The 24,308-nt window shown below is 66.5% G+C and carries 25 protein-coding genes; 7 read left to right on the forward strand and 18 right to left on the reverse strand.

Annotated elements, in window-relative coordinates:
* The first annotated feature begins 19 nt into the window (after nucleotides 1-19).
* Genes WFK36_RS10470 through WFK36_RS10480 form a run of 3 tightly spaced genes read left to right on the forward strand, consistent with a single transcriptional unit; the run spans nucleotide 20 to nucleotide 2,803 of the window.
* On the forward strand, nucleotides 20-1,006 hold the full coding sequence (locus WFK36_RS10470) for a heme/hemin ABC transporter substrate-binding protein (RefSeq protein ID WP_336791583.1): 987 nt from the start codon (nucleotides 20-22) through the stop codon (nucleotides 1,004-1,006).
* Nucleotides 999-2,039: a FecCD family ABC transporter permease gene (locus tag WFK36_RS10475; protein ID WP_336791584.1), complete on the forward strand. Its 1,041-nt coding sequence runs from the start codon at nucleotides 999-1,001 to the stop codon at nucleotides 2,037-2,039. Before WFK36_RS10470 ends, WFK36_RS10475 begins: the two co-directional genes overlap by 8 nt.
* Nucleotides 2,036-2,803 (forward strand): heme ABC transporter ATP-binding protein, encoded by a 768-nt coding sequence (locus WFK36_RS10480; protein ID WP_008378447.1) that lies wholly within the window; start codon nucleotides 2,036-2,038, stop codon nucleotides 2,801-2,803. The genes WFK36_RS10475 and WFK36_RS10480 overlap by 4 nt, the downstream gene beginning before the upstream one ends.
* A 51-nt stretch (nucleotides 2,804-2,854) precedes the next feature.
* Here the strand turns inward: WFK36_RS10480 and WFK36_RS10485 are convergent, their stop codons facing one another.
* The 6 genes from WFK36_RS10485 to dxr form a co-directional block, all read right to left on the reverse strand.
* Nucleotides 2,855-3,658 (reverse strand): hypothetical protein, encoded by an 804-nt coding sequence (locus WFK36_RS10485; RefSeq protein ID WP_336791585.1) that lies wholly within the window; start codon nucleotides 3,656-3,658, stop codon nucleotides 2,855-2,857.
* A 187-nt stretch (nucleotides 3,659-3,845) separates the two neighbouring features.
* Nucleotides 3,846-5,651 (reverse strand): penicillin-binding transpeptidase domain-containing protein, encoded by a 1,806-nt coding sequence (locus WFK36_RS10490; RefSeq protein ID WP_336791586.1) that lies wholly within the window; start codon nucleotides 5,649-5,651, stop codon nucleotides 3,846-3,848.
* Nucleotides 5,652-5,673: 22 nt separating this feature from the next.
* On the reverse strand, nucleotides 5,674-6,510 hold the full coding sequence (locus tag WFK36_RS10495) for a GNAT family N-acetyltransferase (protein WP_008378442.1): 837 nt from the start codon (nucleotides 6,508-6,510) through the stop codon (nucleotides 5,674-5,676).
* Nucleotides 6,511-6,570: 60 nt separating this feature from the next.
* Nucleotides 6,571-7,725, reverse strand: coding sequence for a flavodoxin-dependent (E)-4-hydroxy-3-methylbut-2-enyl-diphosphate synthase (ispG, locus tag WFK36_RS10500; RefSeq protein ID WP_008378440.1), 1,155 nt, complete (start codon nucleotides 7,723-7,725; stop codon nucleotides 6,571-6,573).
* A 36-nt stretch (nucleotides 7,726-7,761) separates the two neighbouring features.
* Complete coding sequence (locus tag WFK36_RS10505) at nucleotides 7,762-8,970, reverse strand: M50 family metallopeptidase (protein ID WP_336791587.1); 1,209 nt, start codon at nucleotides 8,968-8,970, stop codon at nucleotides 7,762-7,764.
* Nucleotides 8,971-8,996: 26 nt separating this feature from the next.
* Nucleotides 8,997-10,166 (reverse strand): 1-deoxy-D-xylulose-5-phosphate reductoisomerase, encoded by a 1,170-nt coding sequence (gene dxr, locus WFK36_RS10510; protein ID WP_040519799.1) that lies wholly within the window; start codon nucleotides 10,164-10,166, stop codon nucleotides 8,997-8,999.
* Between the two features lie 82 nt (nucleotides 10,167-10,248).
* Between dxr and WFK36_RS10515 the strand changes: the two genes are divergently transcribed.
* Nucleotides 10,249-10,512: a DUF2631 domain-containing protein gene (locus WFK36_RS10515; RefSeq protein ID WP_336791588.1), complete on the forward strand. Its 264-nt coding sequence runs from the start codon at nucleotides 10,249-10,251 to the stop codon at nucleotides 10,510-10,512.
* 79 nt (nucleotides 10,513-10,591) lie between these two features.
* Here the strand turns inward: WFK36_RS10515 and rlmN are convergent, their stop codons facing one another.
* The 8 genes from rlmN to rpsB form a co-directional block, all read right to left on the reverse strand.
* Entirely contained in the window at nucleotides 10,592-11,698 is a 1,107-nt protein-coding gene (gene rlmN / locus WFK36_RS10520) for a dual-specificity RNA methyltransferase RlmN (RefSeq protein ID WP_336791589.1), read from the reverse strand.
* Nucleotides 11,699-11,734: 36 nt separating this feature from the next.
* The gene (locus tag WFK36_RS10525; protein ID WP_336791590.1) at nucleotides 11,735-12,985 is read right to left on the reverse strand and encodes an arginine deiminase; all 1,251 of its coding nucleotides are present in this window, start codon (nucleotides 12,983-12,985) and stop codon (nucleotides 11,735-11,737) included.
* Nucleotides 12,986-13,001: 16 nt separating this feature from the next.
* Nucleotides 13,002-14,501 (reverse strand): basic amino acid/polyamine antiporter, encoded by a 1,500-nt coding sequence (locus WFK36_RS10530; protein WP_336791591.1) that lies wholly within the window; start codon nucleotides 14,499-14,501, stop codon nucleotides 13,002-13,004.
* A gap of 68 nt (nucleotides 14,502-14,569) precedes the next feature.
* On the reverse strand, nucleotides 14,570-15,403 hold the full coding sequence (locus WFK36_RS10535) for a phosphatidate cytidylyltransferase (protein ID WP_336791592.1): 834 nt from the start codon (nucleotides 15,401-15,403) through the stop codon (nucleotides 14,570-14,572).
* Nucleotides 15,400-15,957, reverse strand: coding sequence for a ribosome recycling factor (gene frr, locus WFK36_RS10540; protein ID WP_008378429.1), 558 nt, complete (start codon nucleotides 15,955-15,957; stop codon nucleotides 15,400-15,402). The genes WFK36_RS10535 and frr overlap by 4 nt, the downstream gene beginning before the upstream one ends.
* 51 nt (nucleotides 15,958-16,008) lie before the next feature.
* Entirely contained in the window at nucleotides 16,009-16,749 is a 741-nt protein-coding gene (gene pyrH / locus WFK36_RS10545; protein WP_008378428.1) for a UMP kinase, read from the reverse strand.
* Between the two features lie 119 nt (nucleotides 16,750-16,868).
* A complete protein-coding gene (tsf, locus tag WFK36_RS10550) occupies nucleotides 16,869-17,693 on the reverse strand; it encodes a translation elongation factor Ts (RefSeq protein ID WP_008378427.1) in 825 nt (274 codons plus the stop codon).
* 94 nt (nucleotides 17,694-17,787) lie between these two features.
* Nucleotides 17,788-18,627, reverse strand: coding sequence for a 30S ribosomal protein S2 (gene rpsB, locus WFK36_RS10555; RefSeq protein WP_008378425.1), 840 nt, complete (start codon nucleotides 18,625-18,627; stop codon nucleotides 17,788-17,790).
* 287 nt (nucleotides 18,628-18,914) lie between these two features.
* Here rpsB and WFK36_RS10560 point away from each other — a divergent pair, with 287 nt between their 5' ends.
* A complete protein-coding gene (locus tag WFK36_RS10560; RefSeq protein ID WP_336791593.1) occupies nucleotides 18,915-19,469 on the forward strand; it encodes a M23 family metallopeptidase in 555 nt (184 codons plus the stop codon).
* On the opposite strand, the gene WFK36_RS10565 is transcribed toward WFK36_RS10560, so the two are convergent.
* The 4 genes from WFK36_RS10565 to WFK36_RS10580 all read right to left on the reverse strand — a co-directional run bounded on the left by WFK36_RS10565 (nucleotide 19,417) and on the right by WFK36_RS10580 (nucleotide 22,961).
* Nucleotides 19,417-20,301 carry a tyrosine recombinase XerC gene (locus WFK36_RS10565; RefSeq protein ID WP_336791594.1) on the reverse strand — a complete coding sequence of 295 codons (885 nt, stop codon included), beginning with the start codon at nucleotides 20,299-20,301 and terminating at the stop codon, nucleotides 19,417-19,419. The two genes, WFK36_RS10560 and WFK36_RS10565, sit on opposite strands and share 53 nt — an antisense overlap.
* A 5-nt stretch (nucleotides 20,302-20,306) precedes the next feature.
* Entirely contained in the window at nucleotides 20,307-20,867 is a 561-nt protein-coding gene (locus tag WFK36_RS10570) for a TetR/AcrR family transcriptional regulator (protein WP_336791595.1), read from the reverse strand.
* 28 nt (nucleotides 20,868-20,895) lie between these two features.
* Nucleotides 20,896-22,098, reverse strand: a complete 1,203-nt coding sequence (locus tag WFK36_RS10575; RefSeq protein ID WP_336791596.1) for an MFS transporter — start codon at nucleotides 22,096-22,098, stop codon at nucleotides 20,896-20,898.
* 77 nt (nucleotides 22,099-22,175) lie between these two features.
* Nucleotides 22,176-22,961 carry a siderophore-interacting protein gene (locus WFK36_RS10580; RefSeq protein ID WP_008378415.1) on the reverse strand — a complete coding sequence of 262 codons (786 nt, stop codon included), beginning with the start codon at nucleotides 22,959-22,961 and terminating at the stop codon, nucleotides 22,176-22,178.
* Between the two features lie 102 nt (nucleotides 22,962-23,063).
* On the opposite strand from WFK36_RS10580, the gene WFK36_RS10585 reads away from it, so the two are divergent.
* Complete coding sequence (locus WFK36_RS10585; protein WP_336791597.1) at nucleotides 23,064-23,741, forward strand: DUF6891 domain-containing protein; 678 nt, start codon at nucleotides 23,064-23,066, stop codon at nucleotides 23,739-23,741.
* Nucleotides 23,742-23,747: 6 nt separating this feature from the next.
* Entirely contained in the window at nucleotides 23,748-24,308 is a 561-nt protein-coding gene (locus tag WFK36_RS10590; RefSeq protein WP_336791598.1) for a hypothetical protein, read from the forward strand.

Genomic DNA, 24,308 nt, shown 5'->3' on the forward strand with positions numbered 1-24,308 from the left:
TCGAGACAGGCAGGTTCTGGTGATCGGTCGCCCACGTGTGCTGGTCGTCGCTGTGGCGGTCCTCGTTACACTGACGTCGGCATGCACCACCGAGCCGATCGAGACCGATGCAGCACGGTCGGCGAAGCTCTCGGCCTCCCTCCGACCGGGGCCGACCACGGCGGTGCTCCCCACGCCGGACATAGTTCCGGTGTCGACCACCGTGACCGCCCCCGCGAGAGCCGAGCGCATCGTGGCCATCGACCGCAACGGAACGCTCGGCGCGATCGTCTACTCCCTCGGCCTCGGGTCGCACGTCGTGGGCCGTGACAAGTCCACGACGTTCCCGTCGGCGCGCGCAGTTCCCGTCATCACCGATACCGGGCACGCCATCAACACCGAGCGTGTCCTCAACGTGTCTCCGACCATCGTGTTGACCGGTACCGACAGCAACCCTGCGGGCGCCGTCGACGCGCTCCGGCGGGCGGGCCTCCAGGTGGTTCAGTTCCCGGCCGAACGATCAGTGGCATCCACCCCTGAACTGATCCGGGCTGTTGCGACAGCACTCGGTGTGCCTGCAGAAGGTGAGAAGCTCGTCGCCCGGACACAGTCTCAGATCAACGACGCCGGGCGATCGATCCCCGACCTGCCGACCAAGCCGTCGATCGCGTTCCTCTACGTCCGCGGCGAGTACCTGCTCCTCCTGGCGGGACCGAAGTCCGGCGCCGACGACCTTATCGAGCACCTCGGCGGAGTTGACGCGGGCACCGCATCCGGTCTGACGGCGCCGTTCACCACCGTCAGCGCCGAGATTCTGATGGCCGCCGACCCCGACGTGATTCTGGTGATGACGCAGGGCGCGGATTCAGTAGGCGGAATGGACCGATTGCTCGAACTGCCGGCCATCGCGCAGACGAAGGCGGGGCGGTCCAGGCGGATCGTGGAGATGGACGAGACGCAGATTCTGATGTTCGGGCCCGACACCGGTCTGGTGATGGGTGCTTTGGCGAAGGCGATTTATGCGTGAATTGATCCGCGGCCGCACCCTCGTGGTGTTCGTCGCCCTGCTCGTCGTGCTCGCGGTGATCGTCGTCGTCTCGGCGGGCACCGGCGCGGTACACGTCTCTCCGGCTGAAGTCCTCGGTTCGATCGCGCACCATTGGCACCTCGACATCGGGCCGCTTCCGAGTCACCCGAACGGTGAGACCGCATTGTGGGTGACACGATTCCCCCGCATCGTCCTCGGGCTGCTGGTCGGCATCGCGCTCGGCGCGGCGGGCTGCCTCCTCCAGGGAATGCTCGCCAATCCGTTGGCCGAACCCGGAATCGTCGGCATCTCCTCCGGCGCGGCGATCGGAGCCTGCCTGATGATCGTGATCGGCGGCACCGGAACCAACGGATGGGCCGTCGCGGGCGCCGCGGCCGTGTTCGGTCTCGCGACCACGTTCGCTGTGTACACCCTCTCCATGCGCGACGGGGCATCGTCGACCATCATGCTGGTTCTCACCGGCATCGCTGTGAACGCGTTCGCACTCGGCGTCATCGCCTACCTGACCTACGTCGCCAGCACCGCGGCCCGGGAGCAGATCGTCTTCTGGCAACTCGGCTCACTCGCGGGCAATGCGTCGTGGGCACAGATCCGTGTGGTCGCACCCCTGGTGATCGCGGGCGTCGCGGGCGGCATGGTGCTCGTCCGCAAACTCGATCTGCTCGCGCTCGGCGAGGTCCAGGCCGCATCCCTCGGTGTCAATGTCGAAGTCGTTCGACGCCAGGTGATCGTGTTGGTCGCGATCCTGACTGCCGCGGCCGTCGCCTTCACCGGGATCCTGATGTTCGTCGGCCTGATCGTGCCGCACGTGATGCGCTTGGTCGTGGGACCCCGACATGCGGTGCTCCTGCCTGCCAGCGCGTTGGGCGGTGCACTCGTCGTGGCCGCCGCCGATCTCGCGGCACGGACGCTCACCGCAGGCGAACTGCCGCTGGGTATGTTGACCTCGTTGATCGGCGGCCCGGTGTTCTTCCTACTGTTGCGCCGTAAGAGTGCAGGAGCGGCCCTGTGACCGGCATCGATGCACGCGGCGTCACCGTGACTCTCGGCGGACGGACAGTCGTATCCGACGTGGATCTCGTTGTGAAGCCCGGTGAACTCGTCGCTCTCGTCGGTCCGAACGGCTGTGGCAAGTCGACATTGCTGTCTGCAGTGTCCGGGCTCCGATCCCCCGACTCGGGGCGGGTCCTCATCGGCGAGGCGGACATCGCGACACTCGATTCCCGAGCGCTCGCTCGTCGGCGTGCCCTCGTCACCCAGACGAACCGGACCGACACGCCTTTCACCGTTCGCGAAGTGGTCGAGATGGGCCGCTACCCGTGGACTCGCACTCCGGAGGCCGCGCAGTCGGAGGCGTTGATCACCGCTGCAGTCGAGGCTTGTGAACTCGGCGACCTGCTGGAACGCCATTTCTCTCAACTGTCTGGTGGGCAGCAGGCCCGTGTGAGCCTGGCCCGCGCCCTCGCACAGGACACGCCGGTCCTGCTGCTCGACGAACCGACCGCCGCTCTCGACATCGGCCACAGTGAACAGGTCCTTCAGATCCTCGCCGAACGCGCGAAGGGCGGCGCCACAGTTCTCCTCGTGGTGCACGATCTGTCGCTCGCCGCCGCGTATGCCGACCGGGTAGCGGTGATGAAGGACGGCCGCATTCAGGCCTGCGGCCCCGTCCGTGACGTGATGACCGCCGATCTGCTCTCGACGACCTACGATCATCCGGTGCTAGTCGTCGACCATCCCGACACCGGCGAGTTGCTCATCGTCCCGCGCCGCTGACGACAAACGCGCCGCCCCTCGACGGGACGGCGCGTTTGCTGTTGCGGAAGGTCAGGCCTGCTGCTTCCGAAGGAAGACTGCGTATGCGCCGGCCGCGGCGAGCGCCAAACCCGCCAGCAACGTGAGCCAGAGGCCGAAGCCAACGCTCACCTCGACACCGCCGGCGCCCAGCCCACCGATGTCGCCGAGTTCGTTCTTCGCGTCTTGGACATCGACGATGTCGATGATCGCGATCAGCGTCGAGATCGCGCCCGCAACCACGGCCGCGATGCCCGCGGCCAGAGGAAGCACCGGCTGCTTAGCGGTGAGAAACACCGCGGCACCGGCCAGACCGCCTGCGATCAATGCCAGGATCAGCGTGTACACACCGTCGTTGCCGTCGCCGGTACCGGACACCGTTTCGCTGTAGAAGGAGCTCTCGATCGACGCCCATGGCAGGAACGACGCAATGAGAAGGACAACCGCCACGCCGACAATGCCCCACAGCACGGGGACAAGCCGCGGATTCAGGGCCGTCGCCTGTGCGCCCGCCAGCGGCGGGTACTGCTGGCCGTACGCGGGTGCGGCACCGTACTGACTCGCCTGCGGCTGCTGGCCGTACTGCGGCTGCTGCTGCCCGTACTGCGGCTGCTGCCCCTGACCGTAGTCAGGCTGCTGGCCGTACTGCGGCTGCTGCCCGTACTGTTGTGGCTGCTGGGGAGCGCCGTACTGAGGCTGTTGGGGAGCACCGTACTGGGGCTGCTGGCCCTGCTGGGGAGCGCCGTATTGGGGAGCACCGTACTGGGGCGCGCCGTATTGGGGAGCGCCACCGTGCTCGGGATTCTGCCCGGGGTATCCGGGTGTGGGACCAGTCATGGTTCGCCTCGACTTTCACTACAGGGTCTCCCGTGAGACTTCCATAACCTATGCCCTCATTAGACCGAATGCACGACGGGGGTTCATCCGAATGACGCACACGCCTGGCACGGAATTGACGAAACACCCAGATCCGGCGTCGACGTCCGCCGATTCCTGAACTCAATCGACGGAGCGACAGGGCCGGTCAGGGGTGGTAGTCGGCGGGCAGGGCTGCGAGAAAGTCTCGGGTGACGGCCACTGCGGCTTCCGATCCCCCGCCCATCACGATGAGAGTGGCGAAAGCGATGTCGCCGCGAAAGCCCGCGAACCACGCGTGCGATCCGCCCGCGACCTCGGCCTCACCTGTCTTGCCGTACACCTCGCCTTGATCAGCGATCGCCGACGCCGTCCCCGACGTCACGACGGCGCGCATCATCGTCCGCAAGCGCGCGTAGACGTCGCCGTCGAAGTCGACCGTCGGCCCCACGACCTTGGTCGGGCGGTCGTTGATGAGTTGCGGGACGGGCCGGCGACCGGTGGCCGCTGTCGCCGACACCAACGCCATTCCGAGCGGGCTCGCGAGTACGGTGCCCTGCCCGAAGCCGTCCTCGCTGCGTCGCACGAGTTCGGGTTCGATACGCACCGATCCGGTTTCGGACTCGATTCCCGCGATCGTGTAGTCCGAGCCGAGGCCCATGGCGGCGCTCGCGTGAGCGAGGTCGGACGGCCCCATCTCGCTGGCGAGTTTTGCGAACGTGGTGTTGCACGACGCCGCGAAGGCCTGTCGCAGCGTGACCTGGCCGAGCGAGAATCCGTCGTAGTTGGGAATGGTGCGTTCACCGATGGTGATCTCGCCGGGGCACTGCACCTGCGCGTCCGGCTCGCTCAGACGCCCGTACATCGCTGCGGCCGAGGTGACCATCTTGAAGGTTGAACCCGGCGGGAACTGGCCCGCGGCGGCCGGGAATCCCGCACGGTCGGCGTCACCGTTCTGCGCGATCGCGAGGATCTTGCCGGTGGACGCCTGGATCGCGACGGTCATCGCCTGTTTGCCTGCGACGGCGTTCACCGCTCGCTGCGCCGCATCCTGCACGGTCCGGGACAGAGTCAGCGACACGGCGGGCGCCGGGACACTGGGATGGTCGAAGACGACATCTGCGACCAGCCCGTTGGCGTTCACCACCGACACCCGCCATCCAGGAGTGCCGATGATGTCGGCGCCGACGGCGTTCTTGACACGTGCGACGACGGCGGAGGCGAAGCCGGGATTCCGCGGCTGGAGCACCGACTCGTCTCGCAGCACGATGCCCGGCAGGGCCAATTGATCACGCAGTCTGGCCGCATCCGCTTCCGACAGGGTCCCGATCGGCATCGGGTCGCTGGACGCGGTGGCCTGCTCGGCGATCCGCTGCGCAGACAGGCCGGGCACGAAGGGGCCCATGACCTGCACGAGTCGAGTCGCGGGTCCGATGACGTCCCCGGCCTGCGCCGCAGCGCGGCCGTCGAACAACACCCCGGTGACCACGCCGTTCACCATCACCTCGGTGCCGTCGGACTCGTTGACACTCGCTCTCGGCGGGCTGAGGTCGCCGACGGCGAGATGCTGGTCGGTGCCGAGCTTCGGGTGAATGGCGGTGGACGTCCATCGCACCGACCATCCGGTGTCGCTGCGGCCCATCGACAGCATGGCCTGGTACTCCCACGTTCGCCCACCCGGCAGCGACCACGTGTACGTCACGTCGACGTCGGCGACATCGTGATCCACGCGCACGCGTCCGGTGCGCGCAGACATCGACTCCGCGCCGAGGCCTTCCCACGTCTCGGACATCGCGCGAGTCGCGGCGTCCGGGTTCGTCGTGACGGCGGCCGCGGACTGCACGTCGCGGGCGGCGAACGCGGATATGAAACGGTCCGCCGCATCGCGGGGTTCATCGTCGTCCGACGAGCACGCCGCGGCCGTCACCGCCAACACGAAGACACAGAACAGTGCAATGGCGCGACGCAGGATCATCGTGTGCGGAGGACTTTCTTTGTCAGTCGACGAGAACGGTCGCGAACGTGCCGACCTGGGTGAAGCCGACACGCTGGTAGGTGGCACGGGCAGGCGCGTTGAAGCTGTTGACGTACAGACTCGCGATACGTCCCTGCCGTGCGATGGCTGCGGCGACCGCTGCCGTTCCGGACGCGCCGAGTCCGTGGCCGCGCGACTCCTGATCCACCCACACGCCCTGGATCTGTCCGACCCGACGCGACATCGATCCGATCTCCGCCTTGTAGACCACCCGATCACCGTCGAACCGGGCGAACACGCGGCGTGCGGAGATCAACGCGGCCAACCGACGCCGGTACGACGCACCACCGTCGACTTCGCACGGGTCCACACCCACTTCGGTGCGGAACATCGCGACGGCTGCCGGGAAGTAGTTGTCGAGGTCGGCAGGAGTCACGAGCCGGACCAGCGGGTCTGGTATAACGGCGGGCATTCCGCTCAACGCCAGCAGCGGTTGATCGGGACGAATCTCTCGCGGATCGCCCCACATGGGCGCCAACCGCTCCCACAGGCCGAGGGCGAGCGGCGCGTATCCGACGACCGACGTGCAACCGCGCGGCGATGCCAGAGCGCGTCCGGCGAAATCGTCGAGATCGGCGTCGCCACCGAGGAGCGGCATCAGATTGGCGCCCGAGAAGCACAACGACTGGGCGGGCGTGGAGGCACTCCACATCTCGCCACCGAGAAAGCGCGGCGACATGCCGTACGCCTCGACGCGTGCGGCGACCATGCACGACCCGACGGGGTCTTGATCGAGGGCGCGGCTCACCGCTTCGGTGTCACGGGCTCCCAACGGGCGTCCGCCCAACAATCGCAGCACGTCCCCACCTCCGTGTTCGAAGTCCTAGTCGTCAATGCTCCGCGGTCGGCCGAGGGGGTCTCAGCTCACCGAGACGACTGGTGATCCGCTCTCAGTGTCCCCCGACTCCTCGGCGATACGCAGCGCTTCGGCGATCAACGTCTCAACGATCTGAGCCTCGGGAACGGTCTTGACCACCTCACCCTTGATGAAGATCTGGCCCTTGCCGTTGCCGGACGCGACACCGAGGTCTGCCTCGCGCGCCTCACCGGGTCCGTTGACCACACATCCCATGACCGCGACGCGCAACGGCACTTCGAGACCCTCGAGCCCGGCGGACACCTCATTCGCGAGCTTGTACACGTCGACCTGCGCGCGGCCGCACGACGGGCACGACACGATCTCCAACTTGCGGGGACGCAGGTTGAGCGACTGCAGGATCGCGTCGCCCACCTTGATCTCTTCGGCCGGCGGTGCCGAGAGGGAAACACGAATCGTGTCACCGATTCCCTCCGACAGCAGCGACCCGAACGCGACGGCCGACTTGATCGTGCCCTGGAACGCCGGACCGGCCTCGGTGACGCCGAGGTGCAGGGGGTAGTCGGACTGCGCCGCGAGTTGGCGGTACGCCTCCACCATGATCACCGGGTCGTTGTGCTTCACCGAGATCTTGATGTCGCCGAAGCCGTGCTCCTCGAACAGGCTCGCCTCCCACAGCGCCGACTCGACGAGTGCTTCAGGTGTCGCCTTGCCGTACTTCTTCAGCAGTCGCGGATCGAGCGATCCGGCGTTGACGCCGATGCGGATCGGGATGCCCGCGTCGCCCGCCGCTTTTGCGACCTCTTTGACGCGGCCGTCGAACTCCTTGATGTTGCCCGGGTTGACGCGCACTGCGGCACAGCCTGCGTCGATCGCGGCGAAGATGTACTTCGGCTGGAAGTGGATGTCGGCGATCACCGGGATCTTCGACTTCTTGGCGATCGTGGCGAGTGCGTCCGCGTCCTCCTGGCGGGGGCAGGCAACGCGCACGATGTCGCAGCCCGAAGCGGTGAGCTCGGCGATCTGCTGCAGTGTCGCGTTCACATCGTGCGTCTTCGTGGTGCACATCGACTGCACGGAGATCTGGTGGTCGCTTCCGACTCCGACCGACCCGACCTGGATCTGGCGGGTCTTTCGGCGAGGTGCAAGAACAGGCGGAGGTCCAGCAGGCATTCCCAGCCCGATCAGATCAGTCATGCCCCGAGTCTACCGACTCACGCCGTACCGCGAACGTCAGCCGAGTCGGATCGGATTGATGATGTCCGCCGTCACAGTCAGCACCATGAAGGCACCCATCACCGCCACGACCGCATAGGTCAGCGGGAGCAGTTTCACGTAGTCGACGGGCGGCCCGTCCGCCCTGCCCATGGCACGGCGAATGAGGTTGCGGAACTTCTCGTACAGAGCGATCAGCATGTGCCCGCCGTCCAACGGCAACAGCGGCACCAGGTTGAACGCGCCGAGGAAGAAGTTGATGCTCAGCAGCAGCCCGATGAACAGGTCCCAGTAGCCGCGTTCGACGGCCTCGCCGCCCAGGCGTGACGCTCCGACCACACTGACCGGCGAGTCGACAGCGCGTTCACCGCCGGTCACCGCCGTCCAGAGGTCACCGATCTTCGTCGGCAGCGACGCCAACGACTTCGCGGTCTCGACGAATATGTCGCCGGTGAACGACACCGCCCCACCCCAGACCGAGCCCCAGTCGTACTGCTGGACCAACGTGTTCGACAGTGTCACGCCGATCGCGCCGACGGTCACCGGCGTCAACGTGCCGTCCGGGTTCTGCGCCATCCGCTGGACCTGCGACACCGGGATCGTCACGTCGGTGCGTTCACCGTCGCGTTCGACGGTCAGCACCGTCGAGCCCTGCACGTCACGGACCTTCTCGATCATGTCCGTGGAGTCGGAGATCGACGAGCCGTCGACGGCGACGATCAGGTCACCGGTCCGCAGTCCCGCGTCGACCGCGGGTGCGGCTCCGGTGCACGGGACGGGCTTGCCTTCCGCGTCGGTCGTCGGAGCGACGCACGAGATCTCGGCGACGTGCACCGGCTTGTCACCGAGGACGGGCAGTCCCCACCCGAGCGCGAGCACGATGATCAGAATGAAGCCGAGGATGAAGTTCTGGACCGGTCCTGCGATGAGGACGACCAGACGCTTCCACGTGGCCTGCTTGTACATGGCCCGAGGCTGATCGATGATCGACATCTCGTCGTGCGGCGTCATGCCTGCGATGTCGCAGAAGCCGCCGAGCGGGATCGCTTTCAGGCCGTACTCGGTCTCCCCTACACGCGTCGACCACACAGTGGGACCGAAGCCGACGAAGAAGCGGCGGACCTTCATGCCGGTGGCCTTGGCCGCGAGGTGGTGTCCCAACTCGTGCCAACCGATCGAGATCAGCAGCGCGAGCGCGAACGCCACCACGCCGAGCACGTAACTCACCCGTAAGACTCCAGTCGTCGACGAACCTAGGTGGCAGCAGCGACCAGCACGGCAGCGCGTTCGCGTGCCCACCGGTCCGCTGCCAGGACCTCGTCCAGAGTACCCGGCCTGCCGGTCCACTGATCAGCGTCGGCGAGCACGTCGGCGATGACGCCCACGATCCGCGGGAAGGTGATCCGCCCGGCGAAGAAGCCGTCGGCGGCGACTTCGTTGGCCGCGTTGAAGATCGCGGTGAGGCTTCCGCCCGTGGTCCCGGCTTCGCGGGCAAGGTTGATCGCCGGGAACACGACGTTGTCGACCGGCTCGAACGTCCAGGTCGACGCTTGACTCCAGTCGCAGGCGGCCGAACTGCCCGGCACCCGGTCCGGCCAGCCGAGCGCCAGAGCGATCGGGAGTTTCATGCTCGGCGGCGACGCCTTCGCGATGGTCGCGCCGTCGACGAACGTCACCATCGAGTGCACGATCGACTGCGGATGCACTGTGACGTCGATCCGGTCGTACGGCACATCGAACAGCAGATGCGCCTCGATCACCTCGAGCGCTTTGTTGACCAGGGTCGCCGAATTCAACGTGATCATCGGCCCCATAGACCACGTCGGGTGCTTGCCCGCCTGCTCGGGAGTCACATTCGCCACCTGCTCCGCGGTCCAACCGCGGAACGGACCACCCGAGGCGGTGAGCACCAGCCGGTCGACCTCCGATGCCGATCCACCACGCAGGCACTGTGCGATCGCCGAGTGCTCGGAGTCCACGGGCACGATCTGGCCGGGGGCCGCGGCATCGAGGACGAGCGCGCCTCCCGCGACCAACGATTCCTTGTTCGCCAGCGCCAACCGCGCCCCGGACTCGAGCGCCGCAAGACTCGGGCGCAGCCCGATCGCTCCGACGACGCCGTTCAGCACCACGTCGGCCTCGACCGACTCGATGAGACGGACCATCGCGTCGTCTCCGGCGAGGACGCCCGCACCGATCCGATCGGCGAGTACACCGGCCGCGGCCGGGTCGGCGACCGCGATGCGGGAAGCGGTGAGCCCGGTTGCCGCCACCTGGCGTTCCAGGAGGTCCAGATTGCCGCCGCCCGCACCGAGTCCGACGACCTCGAACAGTTCTGGATGCTCGTCGATCACCTCCAGCGCCTGGGTACCGATGGAGCCTGTCGATCCGAGGATCAGCACACGTGTCGTCACATCTGACATTGTCGCGCACCGGGTGCCGGTTCCGTCACTGGCACGGGTTATGCTTACCCCGAACTACTACCGGCTGTCATAAGGAGTGGACGTGGCAAGTACTGAGGTCCAGGCGATCGATACCGGCTGGGTCCGTGAGCCCGCCGATGCACCGTCGGCCCGCTTCGGCTGGCACGGCACCGCACCGCGCACGTACGCGATCGCCGCGTTCGTCTCGGGACTGATCTGCCTCGCGATGCTGAAGGGCAACCACATCGGCCACGTCGAGGACATCTTCCTCATCGGATTCGCCGTTGTCCTGATCGGCTACGCAGGCTTCAAGATGATCCCGAAGAAGGGCGCCTGGCGACACTAGCGCGTCCTGCACACGACCAACGGTCGTCCGCCTCATCGAGGTGGACGACCGTTTTTCGTTCGTCCCCGCCGGTCTGCTGTCAGCGTTCGTCGGCGGCGAGCTGGCCGCAGGCGGCGGCGATCTCCTGGCCGCGGGTGTCGCGGACGGTGCAGGAGATCCCCTGTTCGCGAACCCGACGGACGAACTCGTCCTGGACGTGCCGCGGACTCGCGTCCCACTCCGACCCCGGAGTCGGATTGAGCGGGATCAGGTTGACGTGCGCCAGGGAGCCGAGCGTGCGACGCAGCTTCTCCCCCAGCATGTCCGCGCGCCACGGCTGATCGTTCACGTCGCGGATCAACGCGTATTCGATCGACACACGGCGGCCCGTCTTGTCGGCGTAGTAGCGCGCCGCCGACAGCACTTCGGCAACCGACCAGCGGTTGTTCACCGGGACGAGCGTGTCGCGGAGCTCGTCGTCCGGCGTGTGCAGTGAGACTGCGAGAGTCACCGACAGCCCCTCGTCCGCCAGGCGGCGGATCGCGGGTGCCAGGCCGACAGTCGAGACGGTGACGTGGCGCTGGGAGATGCCGAAGCCCTCCGGCGAGGGCGACGTGATCTTGCGGACCGCGTCGACAACACGCTTGTAGTTGGCGAGCGGCTCGCCCATGCCCATGAAGACGATGTTCGACAGTCGCCCCGGGTCCCCGAGGTCGCCGTCGCGGGTGGCCCGTGCCGCGGCACGGACCTGGTCGACGATCTCCGCCGTCGACAGGTTCCGGTCCAGACCACCCTGACCTGTGGCACAGAACGGGCAGGCCATACCGCAGCCGGCCTGTGAGGAGATGCACAGCGTGGTGCGGTCGCTATAGCGCATCAGGACCGATTCCAGAAGCGTGCCGTCGTGCAGTCGCCACAGGGTCTTTCGGGTCGACTCGTCGTCGCACGCCACGTGTCGGACAGGCGTCATCAGCGTCGGGAAGAGGGCTTCGCCGACCGCGTCACGCTTGTCTGCGGGCAGGTCCGTCATCTCCGTGACGTCGCCCGTCAGCCGGCCGTAATACTGCTTGGCCAGCTGATTCGCGCGGAACTTCGGCAGCCCGAGCTCGGCGACCGCTGCGATGCGTCCGGCCTCGTCGAGATCGGCGAAGTGCGTGGGCGGAAGCCCACGCTTGGGCGCGTCGAACACGAGCGGCAGAGACGTCATGCCGTCCATTCTCTCACGATCGGAGCTGCCGTCTGCCTACGCGGGAAGCGGGTCACGGATGATCGGGCAAGTCATGCAATGTCCGCCCCCACGCCCGCGGCCCAGTTCGGCGCCGACGATAGTGATCACCTCGATGCCCTCCTTCCGCAGGAGGGCGTTCGTGTAGGTGTTGCGGTCGTACGCGAACACGACTCCCGGTTCGACGGCGACGAGGTTGTTCCCGCTGTCCCACTGCTGCCGCTCGGACGCGTACTCACTGCCTCCCGCCTCGACCACTCGAAGAACGTCGAGACCCACGGCCTTGCGGACCACGTCGACGAAGTGCTCGGACTCCTCGATCACGTCGAGACCGACCTCGTTGTCCGCCGGCACGATCGTGAAGGGGACGATCGCGTCGACGATCTTCGGGTAGACGGTGACCAGATCGCGGTCGGCGAACGTGAACACCGTGTCCAGATGCATCGCCGACCTCAATTTCGGCATACCGGCGACGATCACCTTCGTCACGTCCCCGGCCGCGAACAACTGTTGCGCCACCTGAGTAATCGCCTGTCGAGAGGTCCGTTCGCTCATGCCGATCAGCACCACACCGTCGCCCGGCACGAGGACGTCACCTCCCTCGATTGTCGCGCCGCCCCAGTGCTTCTCCGGATCGCCCCAGCGGACAGGCGAACCGACGAAGTCGGGGTGGAACTCGTACACGGCCTTCATCAGCAACGTCTCGTCGTGACGCGCAGGCCAGTACAGAGGGTTCAACGTGACACCGCCGTAGATCCAGCACGTGGTGTCGCGGGTGTACAGCGTGTTCGGCAGCGGCGGCATCAAGTACTCGTTGACGCCGCCGGACTCACGGGCCAGAGACAGGTAACCCGTCCGCAGCTCGGCAGGGAGATCCCGCGTCGACATGCCGCCGATCAACTTCTCAGTGAGTTCGCGCGCGTCGAGTCCGTCCAGGTACGACCGGGTCTCGGCGACGAGTCCGACACCGACTTCGTTCGGAACGATCTTCCGGTCGAGCAGCCACGCACGCGCGGCCGGATCTGCGACGGTCTCGGCAAGAACGTTGTGCAGTTCCACCACGTCGACTCCACGGTCACGCATCTTCGTCATGAAGTCGAAGTGGTCGCGCTTCGCGTTCTGCACCCAGAGGACGTCGTCGAACAGCAGATCGTCGGAGTTCGTCGGTGTGAGGCGTTCGTGCGCGAGCCCCGGCGCGCAGACCAGTACCTTGCGCAGTGTCCCGACCTCGGAGTGCACACCGTACGCGCTGGACGGACTGTCATTCATGTGGGAAGCCTCTCGTTCAGTCGGATTCGTGGACGACCGAGTAGCGGTCTGGTTCTGGATGATGGTCGATCTCTTCGACGCCGGTCGCGAGCAGCACCACACCCACGACGCCGCCGACCACGATCGCGCCGAACAATGTGGCCTCGAAGGGTCGGAACACTGTCAGACCTCGCTCCCGCCTGGCGATCACGAACAGGATCGTGCCGATCGCGTACAGGCTGAAGGCGAGGAGGAGTTTGTCGAGTCCGGCCGCGACCACGAGAAACCCGGTGTACACGACTGCGAGTGACGCGATGACCAGATCCTTTGTCCGATCGCGCCCGTCGGAATAGGTCTCCCTCCTGACCACCAGACGCAGACCGTAGAGCGCGACGAGCAGGTATGGCACGAGTGCAAGAGCCGCCGTCAGGTCGAGCATGAAGTCGAGCGCGTCATCGACGAACAGGAGCCAGATCAGGAGCAGCTGAACGAAGCCGGTCGCCATCATCAGCGCGGCGATCGGCGCGCCCTTCGAGTTGGTCCGCTTCAAGAAGGCAGGCATGTCGTCGGCCTGCGCCGGGATGTAGAGGATCTCCGCCGCCATCAGCGTCCACGCGAGGTAGGCGCCGAGGACCGACACGATGACGCCGATCCGGATGAACACCGATCCCCAGTCGCCGACGAGGTGGGCGAGCACCGAAGCCACGGACGGCTGATCGACGGCGGCGAGGTCGCCCTGGCTCATCGAGCCGTACGACACCAGCGTGACAAGAGCGAAGACACCGAGGACGCCGACGAAACCGAGCACTGTGGCGCGCCCGACGTCCTCCCGCCGACGTGCATAGCGCGAGTACATGCTCGCGCCCTCGATGCCCATGAAGACGAACACGGTGATCAGCATCGTGCCGGTCACCTGATCCCACAGGCTCCCGACCTCGATGCCGTTGCCGCCCAAGAAGTTGTCGGCGAAGTAGCCCGCGTCGAACATCACGATCGCGAGGATGATGAAGACGATCAGCGGCACTACCTTGGCCACAGTCGCGATCCGGTTGATGATCGCCGCCTGCTGGACTCCTCGGCTGATCAGCAGGAAGAAGAGCCACACCCCGACCGACGAGAGTCCTACCGACAGCACCGTCGCGCCGTCACCCAATTCTGGGAACAACGCACTGGTGGTCGCCATGATCAGCACCCAGTACGACGTATTGCCCGCGCACGCCGACGCCCAGAAACCGAACGCCGAGTTGAAACCGATGTAGTCGCCGAACCCGTCCTTCGCATAGGCGTAGACGCCGGCGTCCAGCTCAGGCTTTCGCGTCGCCAGCCGTTGGAAGACCAGCGCCAGCATCAACATTCCGCCGCCGGCGATCGTCCACGCGATGATCGCGCCCAGCACCCCGGTCTCGGTGCCGAAACGACGCGGGAGCAGGAAGACGCCGGACCCGATCATGGATCCGACGACCATCGCCGTCAGAGTCGGAAGACTGACCTTGGCCGGACCCGCGTCCGTGTTTGTTGACGGTTCCGCCTGTGCCACTTGCCAATCCCCGATCGTCAGGTCTGCTACGGCTAGGGCGAGTTACGAGACACGTCCTGATTCTGACGCTACATCAGCAGTGTGAGCACCGCCCACGTAACGAACGCGGAGGGCAGAAGTGAATCGAGTCGATCCATGATGCCGCCGTGACCGGGCAGCAGGGTGCCCATGTCCTTGATGCCGAGGTCTCGCTTGACCTGGGATTCGACGAGGTCACCGGTGGTCGCGACGATCACCATCAACGGACCGAGTGCGAGGCCGACCCACCAGTGCGTGTCGAGCAGCCACAGTGCGCAGCAGACTGCACCTGCGGTGGCGAACACCATCGAACCGCCGAGTCCCTCCCACGACTTCTTCGGGCTGATCGCGGGCGCCATCGGATGCTTGCCGAGAAGCACTCCGGCGGCGTAACCGCCGACATCAGAGCAGACCACGACGATGATCAGTGTGAACACCCGGTTCGCGCCGTGATCCTGCTGGATCATCGCCGTCGCGAACGTCGCGAGCATCGGCAGCCAGGCGAGGACGAGCACCGACAGCGACAGGTCGCGCAGATAGTTCTGCGGTGCGGCCGTGAGCCCTTGGGCGAAGAGCTTCCAGACCATCATCACCAACACGGTGATGACAAAGGCGACGAAGGCGCCCTCGATGCCCCACGGCCACGTCGCCCAGATCACGCCCTGCCCGCCGACGAGCAGCGGGATCAGGGCGATGTCATAGCCGCCGTCTCGGAGGCGTTTGCCCACCTCCCAGGTGGCGATCGCCAAGGCGACGCCGACGACGCCGTAGAAGGCCAGCGGGACGAGCGCCAGGACCGCGATCAGCATCGCGCCGAGACCGACGCCGACTCCGATTGCGGCTGGCAGGTTGCGTCCGGCCTTGGACGTCGTCGGTGTTGTCATACTTCGAGCAGCTCGGCTTCCTTGTTCTTGACGAGGACGTCGACCGAATCGGTGTACGTGTGCGTCGTCTTGTCGAGCTCCTTCTCGGCACGGACCACTTCGTCCTCGCCGGCTTCGCCGTCCTTCTGGATGCGCTTGAGCTCGTCCGCGGCCTTACGGCGCACGTTGCGGATGGCTACCTTGGCGTCCTCACCCTTGTTGCGAGCCTGCTTCACGAGATCCTTGCGGCGTTCCTCGGTGAGCTGCGGGATCGCGACGCGGATGACGTTGCCGTCGTTGGTCGGGTTCACGCCGAGATCCGAGTTGCGGATCGCGGTCTCGATGTCGTTCATCGTCGACGCCTCGTACGGCTTGATGACGACGAGCCGGGGCTCCGGCGTGTTGATGCTGGCCACCTGTGTGATCGGTGTGCGGGCCCCGTAGTACTCGATGGCGACCTTGTTGAACATCGCGGGGTTGGCGCGGCCGGTGCGGATGGAGGCCATGTCGTCACGCACGTGGGCGACGGCCTTCTCCATCTTCTCTTCGGCGTCGAGCAGAGCTTCGTCGATCATTGTCGAATCGTTCCTTCGTCGAGTCTTGCGACAGTGGTGGTCTGTGGTCGGCTAGCTGCTGACCAGCGTGCCGATCTTCTCGCCCGCGACCGCACGTGCGATATTGCCTCGTTCGAGCAGGTTGAACACGAGAATCGGCATGTTGTTGTCCATGCAGAGGCTGAAAGCGGTCGCGTCGGCCACCTTGAGTTCTTTCTCGATGGCCTCACGATGGGTGATGTGGTCGTACATCGTCGCGTCGGGATTGGTGCGAGGATCATCCGAGTAGACGCCGTCCACCGCCTTCGCCATCAGGACCGCTTCGGCCTTGATCTCGAGTGCGCGCTGCGCGGCCGTCGTGTCGGTGGAGAAGTACGGCATGCCCATGCCCGCACCGAAGATCACAACGCGACCCTTCTCCAGGTGGCGGACTGCACGCAACGGCAGGTACGGCTCAGCGACCTGCCCCATCGTGATGGCCGTCTGGACACGGGTGGTGACGCCGCGCTTCTCCAGGAAGTCCTGCAGTGCAAGGCAGTTCATCACGGTGCCGAGCATGCCCATGTAATCCGACCTGGACCGGTCCAGGCCACGCTGCTGCAGTTCCGCACCGCGGAAGAAGTTGCCGCCACCGATCACGATGCCCACCTGGACACCCGATTCGACGACCTCGGCGATCTGGTCGGCGATCATGGCGACCACGTCGGGATCGAGGCCCACTCCGCCGCCGCCGCCGAACATCTCGCCACCCAGCTTCAGCAGCACCCGGCTGAAACCCTCGCGTCCGTCTTCGTTGACACCGGCGTCGCTCATCTTTTCCTTCGCTGAAGAAGTGGACACAATCTTCTCTATCTTAGGGCACGCAAGAACCCGGCCCCGGGCCCGCTGAGATTCAGCGGATCCGGGGCCGGATCGTCAGACGAGGGTCAGTCTCAGGACTGGCCGACCTCGAAGCGCGAGAACGCCACGACAGCAGCGCCCGCCTCGTCGAGGACAGCCTTGACCGTCTTCTTCGAGTCGGTGACCGATGCCTGGTCCACGAGGACGACGTCCTTGTAGTAACCGTTGACGCGGCCTTCGACGATCTTCGGCAGCGCCTGCTCCGGCTTGCCTTCGGCCTTGGCGGTCTCCTCGGCGACGTGGCGCTCCTGCGCGACGATCTCCGCGGGAACCTCGTCGCGGCTGGCGTACTTGGCCTTCAGCGCGGCAACCTGCATGGCGGCGCCACGGGCAGCTTCGGCTGCGGCGTCGCCCTCACCGGTGAACTGGACGAGGACGCCGACGCTCGGCGGCAGGTCCGACGCACGCTTGTGCAGGTAAACGGCAACCTGGCCGTCGTATGCGGCGACACGGCGGAGGACCAGCTTCTCGCCGATCTTGGCCGAGAGAGCCTCGACTGCTTCAGCGACGGTGCCCGAACCGAGCGGTGCGGCGAGCAGCGCGTCGACGTCGTTGGTGCGCAGTTCTGCAGCGGCCCCGAGGACGTCGTCGGCCAGCTTCTGGAACTCGTCGTTCTTGGCGACGAAGTCGGTCTCGCTGTTGATCTCGATCATGACGCCGTCACGAGCGGCGACCAGGCCCTCGGCCGTCGAGCGCTCAGCGCGCTTGCCGACGTCCTTGGCTCCCTTGATGCGGAGCTCTTCGACAGCCTTGTCGAAGTCACCGTCGTTGTTGGCAAGAGCGTTCTTGCAGTCGAGCATGCCCGAACCGGTCAGTTCGCGCAGACGCTTCACGTCCGCAGCGGTGTAGTTCGCCATTGAGGCGAGCCCCTTTCGTAAAGTTTTGTGTCGGTGTGAGGCGAGTGGCCCCGCCTCGGACTCATGTCCGTGGCGGGGTCACTGCGCCACAGACTTATTCTGCAGCCGGAGCGGCGGCAGCGTCGGCCGAAGCCTCCGCGGGCGCAGCGGCCTCAGCCGGTGCGGTCGCCTCGGCGAGCAGATCCTGCTCCCACTCGGCGAGCGGCTCTGCGCCTGCCTCGGGCTTGGCGTCTGCCGCGCCCTGGCCTGCACGTGCCTGCACACCCTCGGCCACGGCCGAAGCGATGACGCGCGTGAGGAGAGCAGCGCTGCGGATCGCATCGTCGTTGGCCGGGATCGGGTAATCGACGACGTCGGGATCGCAGTTGGTGTCCAGGATCGCGATGACCGGGATGTTCAGCTTGCGAGCCTCACCGACGGCGATGTGCTCCTTGTTGGTGTCGACGACCCACATGGCCGAGGGAACCTTGGCCATGTCGCGGATGCCGCCGAGGGTACGAGCGAGCTTGTTCTTCTCACGCGTGAGCATGAGGATTTCCTTCTTGGTGCGACCCTCGAAGCCACCGGTCTGCTCCATGGCCTCGAGCTCCTTCATACGCTGAAGGCGCTTGTGCACGGTCTGGAAGTTGGTGAGCATGCCACCGAGCCAGCGCTGGTTCACGTACGGCATTCCGACGCGCGTCGCCTCTGCGGCGATCGACTCCTGCGCCTGCTTCTTGGTGCCGACGAAGAGGATGGTGCCGCCGTGGGCGACGGTCTCCTTGACGAACTCGTAGGCGCGGTCGATGAACGACAGCGTCTGCTGCAGGTCGATGATGTAGATGCCGTTGCGGTCGGTGAAGATGAAACGCTTCATCTTCGGGTTCCAGCGACGGGTCTGATGTCCGAAGTGTGCACCGCTGTCAAGCAGCTGCTTCATGGTCACGACAGCCATGAATGGGTCCTCTCTCGCAGTTTGACGTCGGGCCCACGTTTTGGGTCCGACCCTGGCGCCCGCCGCCGTCAGAGCACCCGGACTTCTCTGTAGTCCGGGACCGCGCTCTGCGGCACTTCTTCATTCCCCTTGCGGAGACGTCACGCGGGCGCGCGAAGTCACCCGGGCATACCCGAGTGCGTCGGCCAGACTACTCTGATCCGCTTCGACCAGGCAAATCCCGGCCTATCAACGCTCACTGCGGCGCGTTGTGGAACTTGCCTCCGGCGCGTCGCGTCTGACCTTGTATGAGAGGACGCCGAGTCGTTGCCGGTCTGACCGCCGCTGTCGTGGCCGGCGCGACAGTGGCCGGGCCGGTCGGCTCCCGCGGGCAGTCGCAGTACGACTGGCCGTTGGCGCCGCGCCCGCCGGTGACTCGGGGGTTCGACCCACCCGAACAGCACTGGGAGTCCGGCCACCGCGGAGTGGACCTCGCCTCACCGGCGGATTCGGCGGTGCTGGCGGCGCGGGCCGGAACAGTCCAGTTCGCGGGCTCGGTCGGAGGCAGGCCGGTGATCTCGATCCTGCACGCCGACGGCGTCACCACCACCTATGAGCCCGTCACACCGCGGGTGCGGCGGGGCGACCCCGTGGGTCGCGGAGAGGTGATCGGTGTTCTTCTCGCGGGCCATCCCGACTGTTCCGCGCCGGCGTGCCTGCATTGGGGTGCTCGGCGCGGCGTCGGCCACGACGCCGACTATCTGAATCCCCTCGGACTGCTGGGCGTGCTCCGTGTGCGGCTGAAACCGCTCACGCCCGCGGATGCGCCTGATCGTGCACCGCGCGTAGCCTCTCGACGCTGACGTGGGTGTACAGCTGAGTGGTCGCGAGCGACGAGTGCCCGAGCAGTTCCTGGACCACGCGGAGGTCCGCTCCCCCCTCCAACAAGTGGGTGGCGGCACTGTGGCGGAGTCCGTGCGGTCCGATCGAGCCGCCGTCGCCGTCGTCCGTCGCCTTGTGGACAACACTGCGCGCCATCCGCTGGTCCAGCCGTCCGCCCTTCACGCCGAGCAGCAGTGCGTTGTTCGACGCCGTCGTCGCCAGCGCCGGACGTCCAGTCCTCAGCCACGCACGGAGGGCCTTCTCCGCGGGCGCGCCGTACGGCACGGTGCGCTGTTTGTCGCCCTTGCCGATCACGCGGAGCACCCTGCGGTCGGCGTCTACGTCGGCGAGGTCGAGTCCGCAGAGCTCTCCGACGCGGATACCGCTCGAGTAGAGAAGCTCCACGATCAGCCGATCGCGCAGCGCGACCGGGTCGGTCGGATCGGGATCGACGCCGACGGCCGCAGCCGCCTCCTCGGGCGCGAGGACGTGCGGGAGGGTCCGATGCGCCTTGGGCGCCTGGAGTCGTTGGGCCGGATTCGACGCGAGCACACCTTCGCGGACGGCCCAGGCGCAGAAGGTCTTCGCCGACGACACCTGCCGGGCGATGCTCGACCGGGCCGCGCCTCGTCGGGTGTGTTCGGCGAGCCAGGCGCGCAGCAACGGCAGGTCGAGGTCGGCCACTTCCACTCCGCGGGCGCCCGCGAAGGTGATCAGGCCACGGATGTCGCCGACGTACGCGCGAATCGTGTGCTCGCTGCGCGCCATCTCGTAGCGCAGATGATCTGCGAACTTCCCGAGGACATCGGCCATGGTTCTCAGTATCGCAGGAATGCGGACGCCGACGCCGCTATCGTGTCGGCGTCGCCGCGCCAGTCGTGAGCGAGTACTCGGTACACCACTGGCCCGACGAGCTCGGCGGTCACCTGGCCGTCGACCGTGCGGTGGAACTCTCCACGGTCGCGCAGCCTGGTCAGCACCGCCGCCGCCGCGTCACCGAGAACGTCGACGGAGCGAAGCAGTTCGGCGACGGCCTCGTCGTGCTGAGCCTCGCCCAAGAGCGCTCGATACGCGAGGCCGGCGTCCGATGTGGTGAGAAACGTGACGAGCGCGGTCAAGAACACGACGACGTCGTCATGCGGTGTCGCCTGAGGCTCTGTCCGGAGTTCACGCTCGGCGTCCGAGCGGCTCGCCTCCAGGAGGATCTCCGCCTTCGACTGCCACCATCGATAGATCGTCTGGCGGCCGACGCCTGCACGCTCCGCGATGCCTTTCATGGTCAGCTTCGCGTAGCCGCCCTCGACGAGAAGATCGTCGGCGGCGTGCAGAACCGCCAGGCGCGCCTCTTCACTTCGAGGGCGCCCGGCGGTTCTGGTCATGATCGCCACCGTAGCAGCAGCACTCAGGTCAGCCGACGGCCTCGAACACCGGCGATGACCGCTTGACGCTCACCGCTTCGACGAGCCCGACGACGGCCGAGACGAGTGCGACGACACAAGCGAACACGAGTCCGGACGTCTGGAGTCCAACGCCGGCCGACAGCGCACCGACACCGATCGCGGGGACGGCGAGCATCAGGTAGAGGCCGGCGAAGTATGAGGACGAGACCTCACCGCGACGAGCGGGTTCAACTGCTTCGACTGTGGTGGCGAGGCCCGCGTTGACGCACAGTCCGCCGGAGACTCCGGACACGACTGCCGCGAGGATCAGTGCGGTGAGCGAGACGGCGCCCAACGCGATGCCGAGAATCGCCGCACCGACGGCCAGTCCCCCACATCCGACTGCCATCGCCGGCCGCGGAGCGAACCTGCGCGCGGCGATCTGCCCCACGGCCATGCCTGCGAAGACGAGGCAGACGACGAACCCGGCGAGTGCATGGCTCGACAGTCCGATGTGCTGGGCGAGGAAGAGCGCCGAGACTGCGGTCAGGACGCCTGCGACGGCGAAGGCAGATCCACCTGCAAGCACCGCACGGACGAACGCACCGCGGATCGACGACGGGACGCGCAGTTTTCGGGGCCGGATGCGCAATGGACCTGCGTCGACGGGTGCCGGCGCGAATCGCCAGACAGCGCAGAACGCGAGGATCGAGAAGCCGAGGTGAACGGCGAACGGAACAACCAGCGGCGCCGACGAGAGGTCGGCTGCAATTCCGGCAATCAGGGTGCCCGCTGCGAGGCCACCCGTGTTCACTCCGACGGCGAGCGCACCTCCGACGGCTCGACGTTCCGCCGGGAAGAGATCGACGATCGCCGCGGTGGCGGCGCCGCTCATCAGGCCGGCGCTGAGTCCGGAGACGATTCGCGCCGCGAACAGCATCGGCAACGACTGCGGGAGAAGAAACAGAACTGCACTGACACCGGCGCACGCGAGCGCGGCCAACAGCACCGGTTTGCGACCGATTTCGTCGGACAGCCGCCCGAACGCGGTGAGAGCGGCCACGACGCCAATCGCGTAGACCGCGAACAAGAGCGTCACCGTGAGACCGGTGAAACCCAGCCGACCGGCGTAGATCGAGTAGAGCGGGGTGGGGACGGTGGTGCCCGCCATGGTGACGAGCAGTGCGGACGCCGTCGCGACGACGGCTCCGCGGGATTGTGAGGTAATCATGCCAACTCCAATATCGAGACAATGTGACTCGATATTGAAGCTAGCACCATTTCAAGACAACGTGTTCCGAAATGTGATCAGTTAGACGCTTCGGCCTGACGCTGCTCAGCCTTCCACTGGCGGAAGCCCTCCTCGGTGCGACCGCGTCGCCAGTAGCCGGAGATCGAGGCCGCACGCTTTGCGCTGACGCCTCGCTCTTTCCGGACGTACGGGCGCAGGTTCTTCATCACGGCCTGAGCTTCGCCGTGAATGAACACCTGAGGCTCGCCGTCGAGCCACTCGGCAGCCTTGACCGCGGCGATGATCGGGGCGTTGTCGCCTGCAAGCTCTTCCGGCGCCTCGTTCGACCCCGAACCGCGGTGCACCCAGGTGATGTCGGCACCTGCGGGCGCAATGAGCTCCATCTCGTCTCCCGGCCCAGCCACCTCGATGAACACCTTCGCCACAGCGTCGGACGGGAGCGCTTCGAGTGCCGCGGCGAGCGCGGGCAGCCCGGCCTCGTCGGACACCAGCAGGTGCCACGGCGCTTCGGCGTCCGGTGCATATCCGCTGCCAGGACCGAGGAACGTGACCGTCTCCCCCGGTTGCGCGGACGCCGCCCACGGTCCTGCGATGCCCTCGTCGCCGTGAACCACGAAGTCGATGGCGATCTCTCGCGTCTGCTCGTTGTTGTGACGGACGGTGTACGTGCGGAGCACCGGGTCGTCCTGACCATCGACGGCGAACATGATCTTGACGTACATGTCCGTGTCGCCGGTGGCCAAGAAGTCGTCGTAGCCGTCGCCGCCGAGCCACACGCGGCGCATGTGCGGGGTCAGATCCTCCGACCGCAGGACCGTCATCGTGTTCTGTCGCTTCGCCATGAAGCACCTCCGAATATCAATGAGAACTAATTTAGGACAGCCTAACAAACAGATCTGGCAGCCGGCCGACGGTCGTCGGCCGCCTCGTGTAGAACGAGGTCTATGAGCGTCGACTTCTACAGTGCCCCGCCAACGTACTCCGTGCCAGCCGACTGGAAGCTGTCCGACGACGACCGTGAGTACCTCACGGATCAGACCTGGCAGTTGGTCCTCCGCGGCACCGACGACGTCGAGGGGTACCTCGAACTCTTCGAAGAAGAGTTGGACACCGCGGGCGTATCGGAGGAGACGGCCACCGACTTCTTCGAATCGGTGATCGACCAGCGTCGCAAGCAGCAGGCGTCGTGGGGCGACGTCCCGAAATCCCGCCTCACCGAGGCCTTCGCCGAACTCGCGACCATCGGCGTCGTCGCCCGCGAGGACTTCACGTGCTGTGGAACCTGTGGCAGCGCCGAGATCTTCGACGAACGCGACGACTCCAGCGAGTGGCGTGGCTACGTCTTCTATCACTCGCAGGACACCGACGGCATCTTCGACAGCAGGCAGACGTACCTCGGCTACGGCGCGTTCCTGCCCGCGTACTTCACCGAGGAGCAGTGGGTCGCGTTCTCCGACGCCCAGAAGGACGCCGAGTACGAACGGATCGTTCGGGACCTCATGGCCGAGGTCCGCACCGTGCTCGAGCGCCACGACATCGCGGTGGAATGGTCCGGCGACCTCGCTGTCCGGATCCGGCTCGACAACGTCGACTACGTCGCGATGATGCCGGCCGCGAGCTGAGCCGGCGTGCGCCGACGTCTACAAGCAGCGACCGTCCTACTGCTGGCGGTCGGCGTCGGAGCATGCTCCGCTGACGACTCACCAGGCGCAGTCACCGTCGAGCTGCGGTCGGCCCGCGACAACTACCCGGCAGGGACCGCTCCGACGTTGACTTTGGCCGTCCACAACAATTCCGACGCGGCGTGCGCGGTCCCCAAACACGGGATCGGCAGTCTGCGAGTGGTGTCCGTCCATCGTGACGGGGTCGACGTGCCAAGCACGTCCCGAGCGATTCTGACAATTGTCCCCGCAGTGGACGCCGTCCGTGCGGCGCTCGGCGACCTCGCCCCTGAGGAGTCGCAGGCGCTCGATGTCGAAGTGGACGGTGGAACAGGCTCCCCCGCTGCGATTCGTAGTCACACTGTCGCGGCGTCCGGCGGCATGACGGCGACGATCTGGCCGGTCACCGAGCGCGGCCACTACCGCGTGACCGCCGCCCTGGAGATTCCGCCGCGCGCTGCACGCCCCGACCGAGCACCGCTCTGTGCGCCGGCGGACTCGGCGTCGGTCGAGTTCACCGTCGAGTGA

Origin of the sequence: Gordonia malaquae (assembly GCF_037148075.1) — a bacterium.
GTDB classification, from domain to species: domain Bacteria; phylum Actinomycetota; class Actinomycetes; order Mycobacteriales; family Mycobacteriaceae; genus Gordonia; species Gordonia malaquae.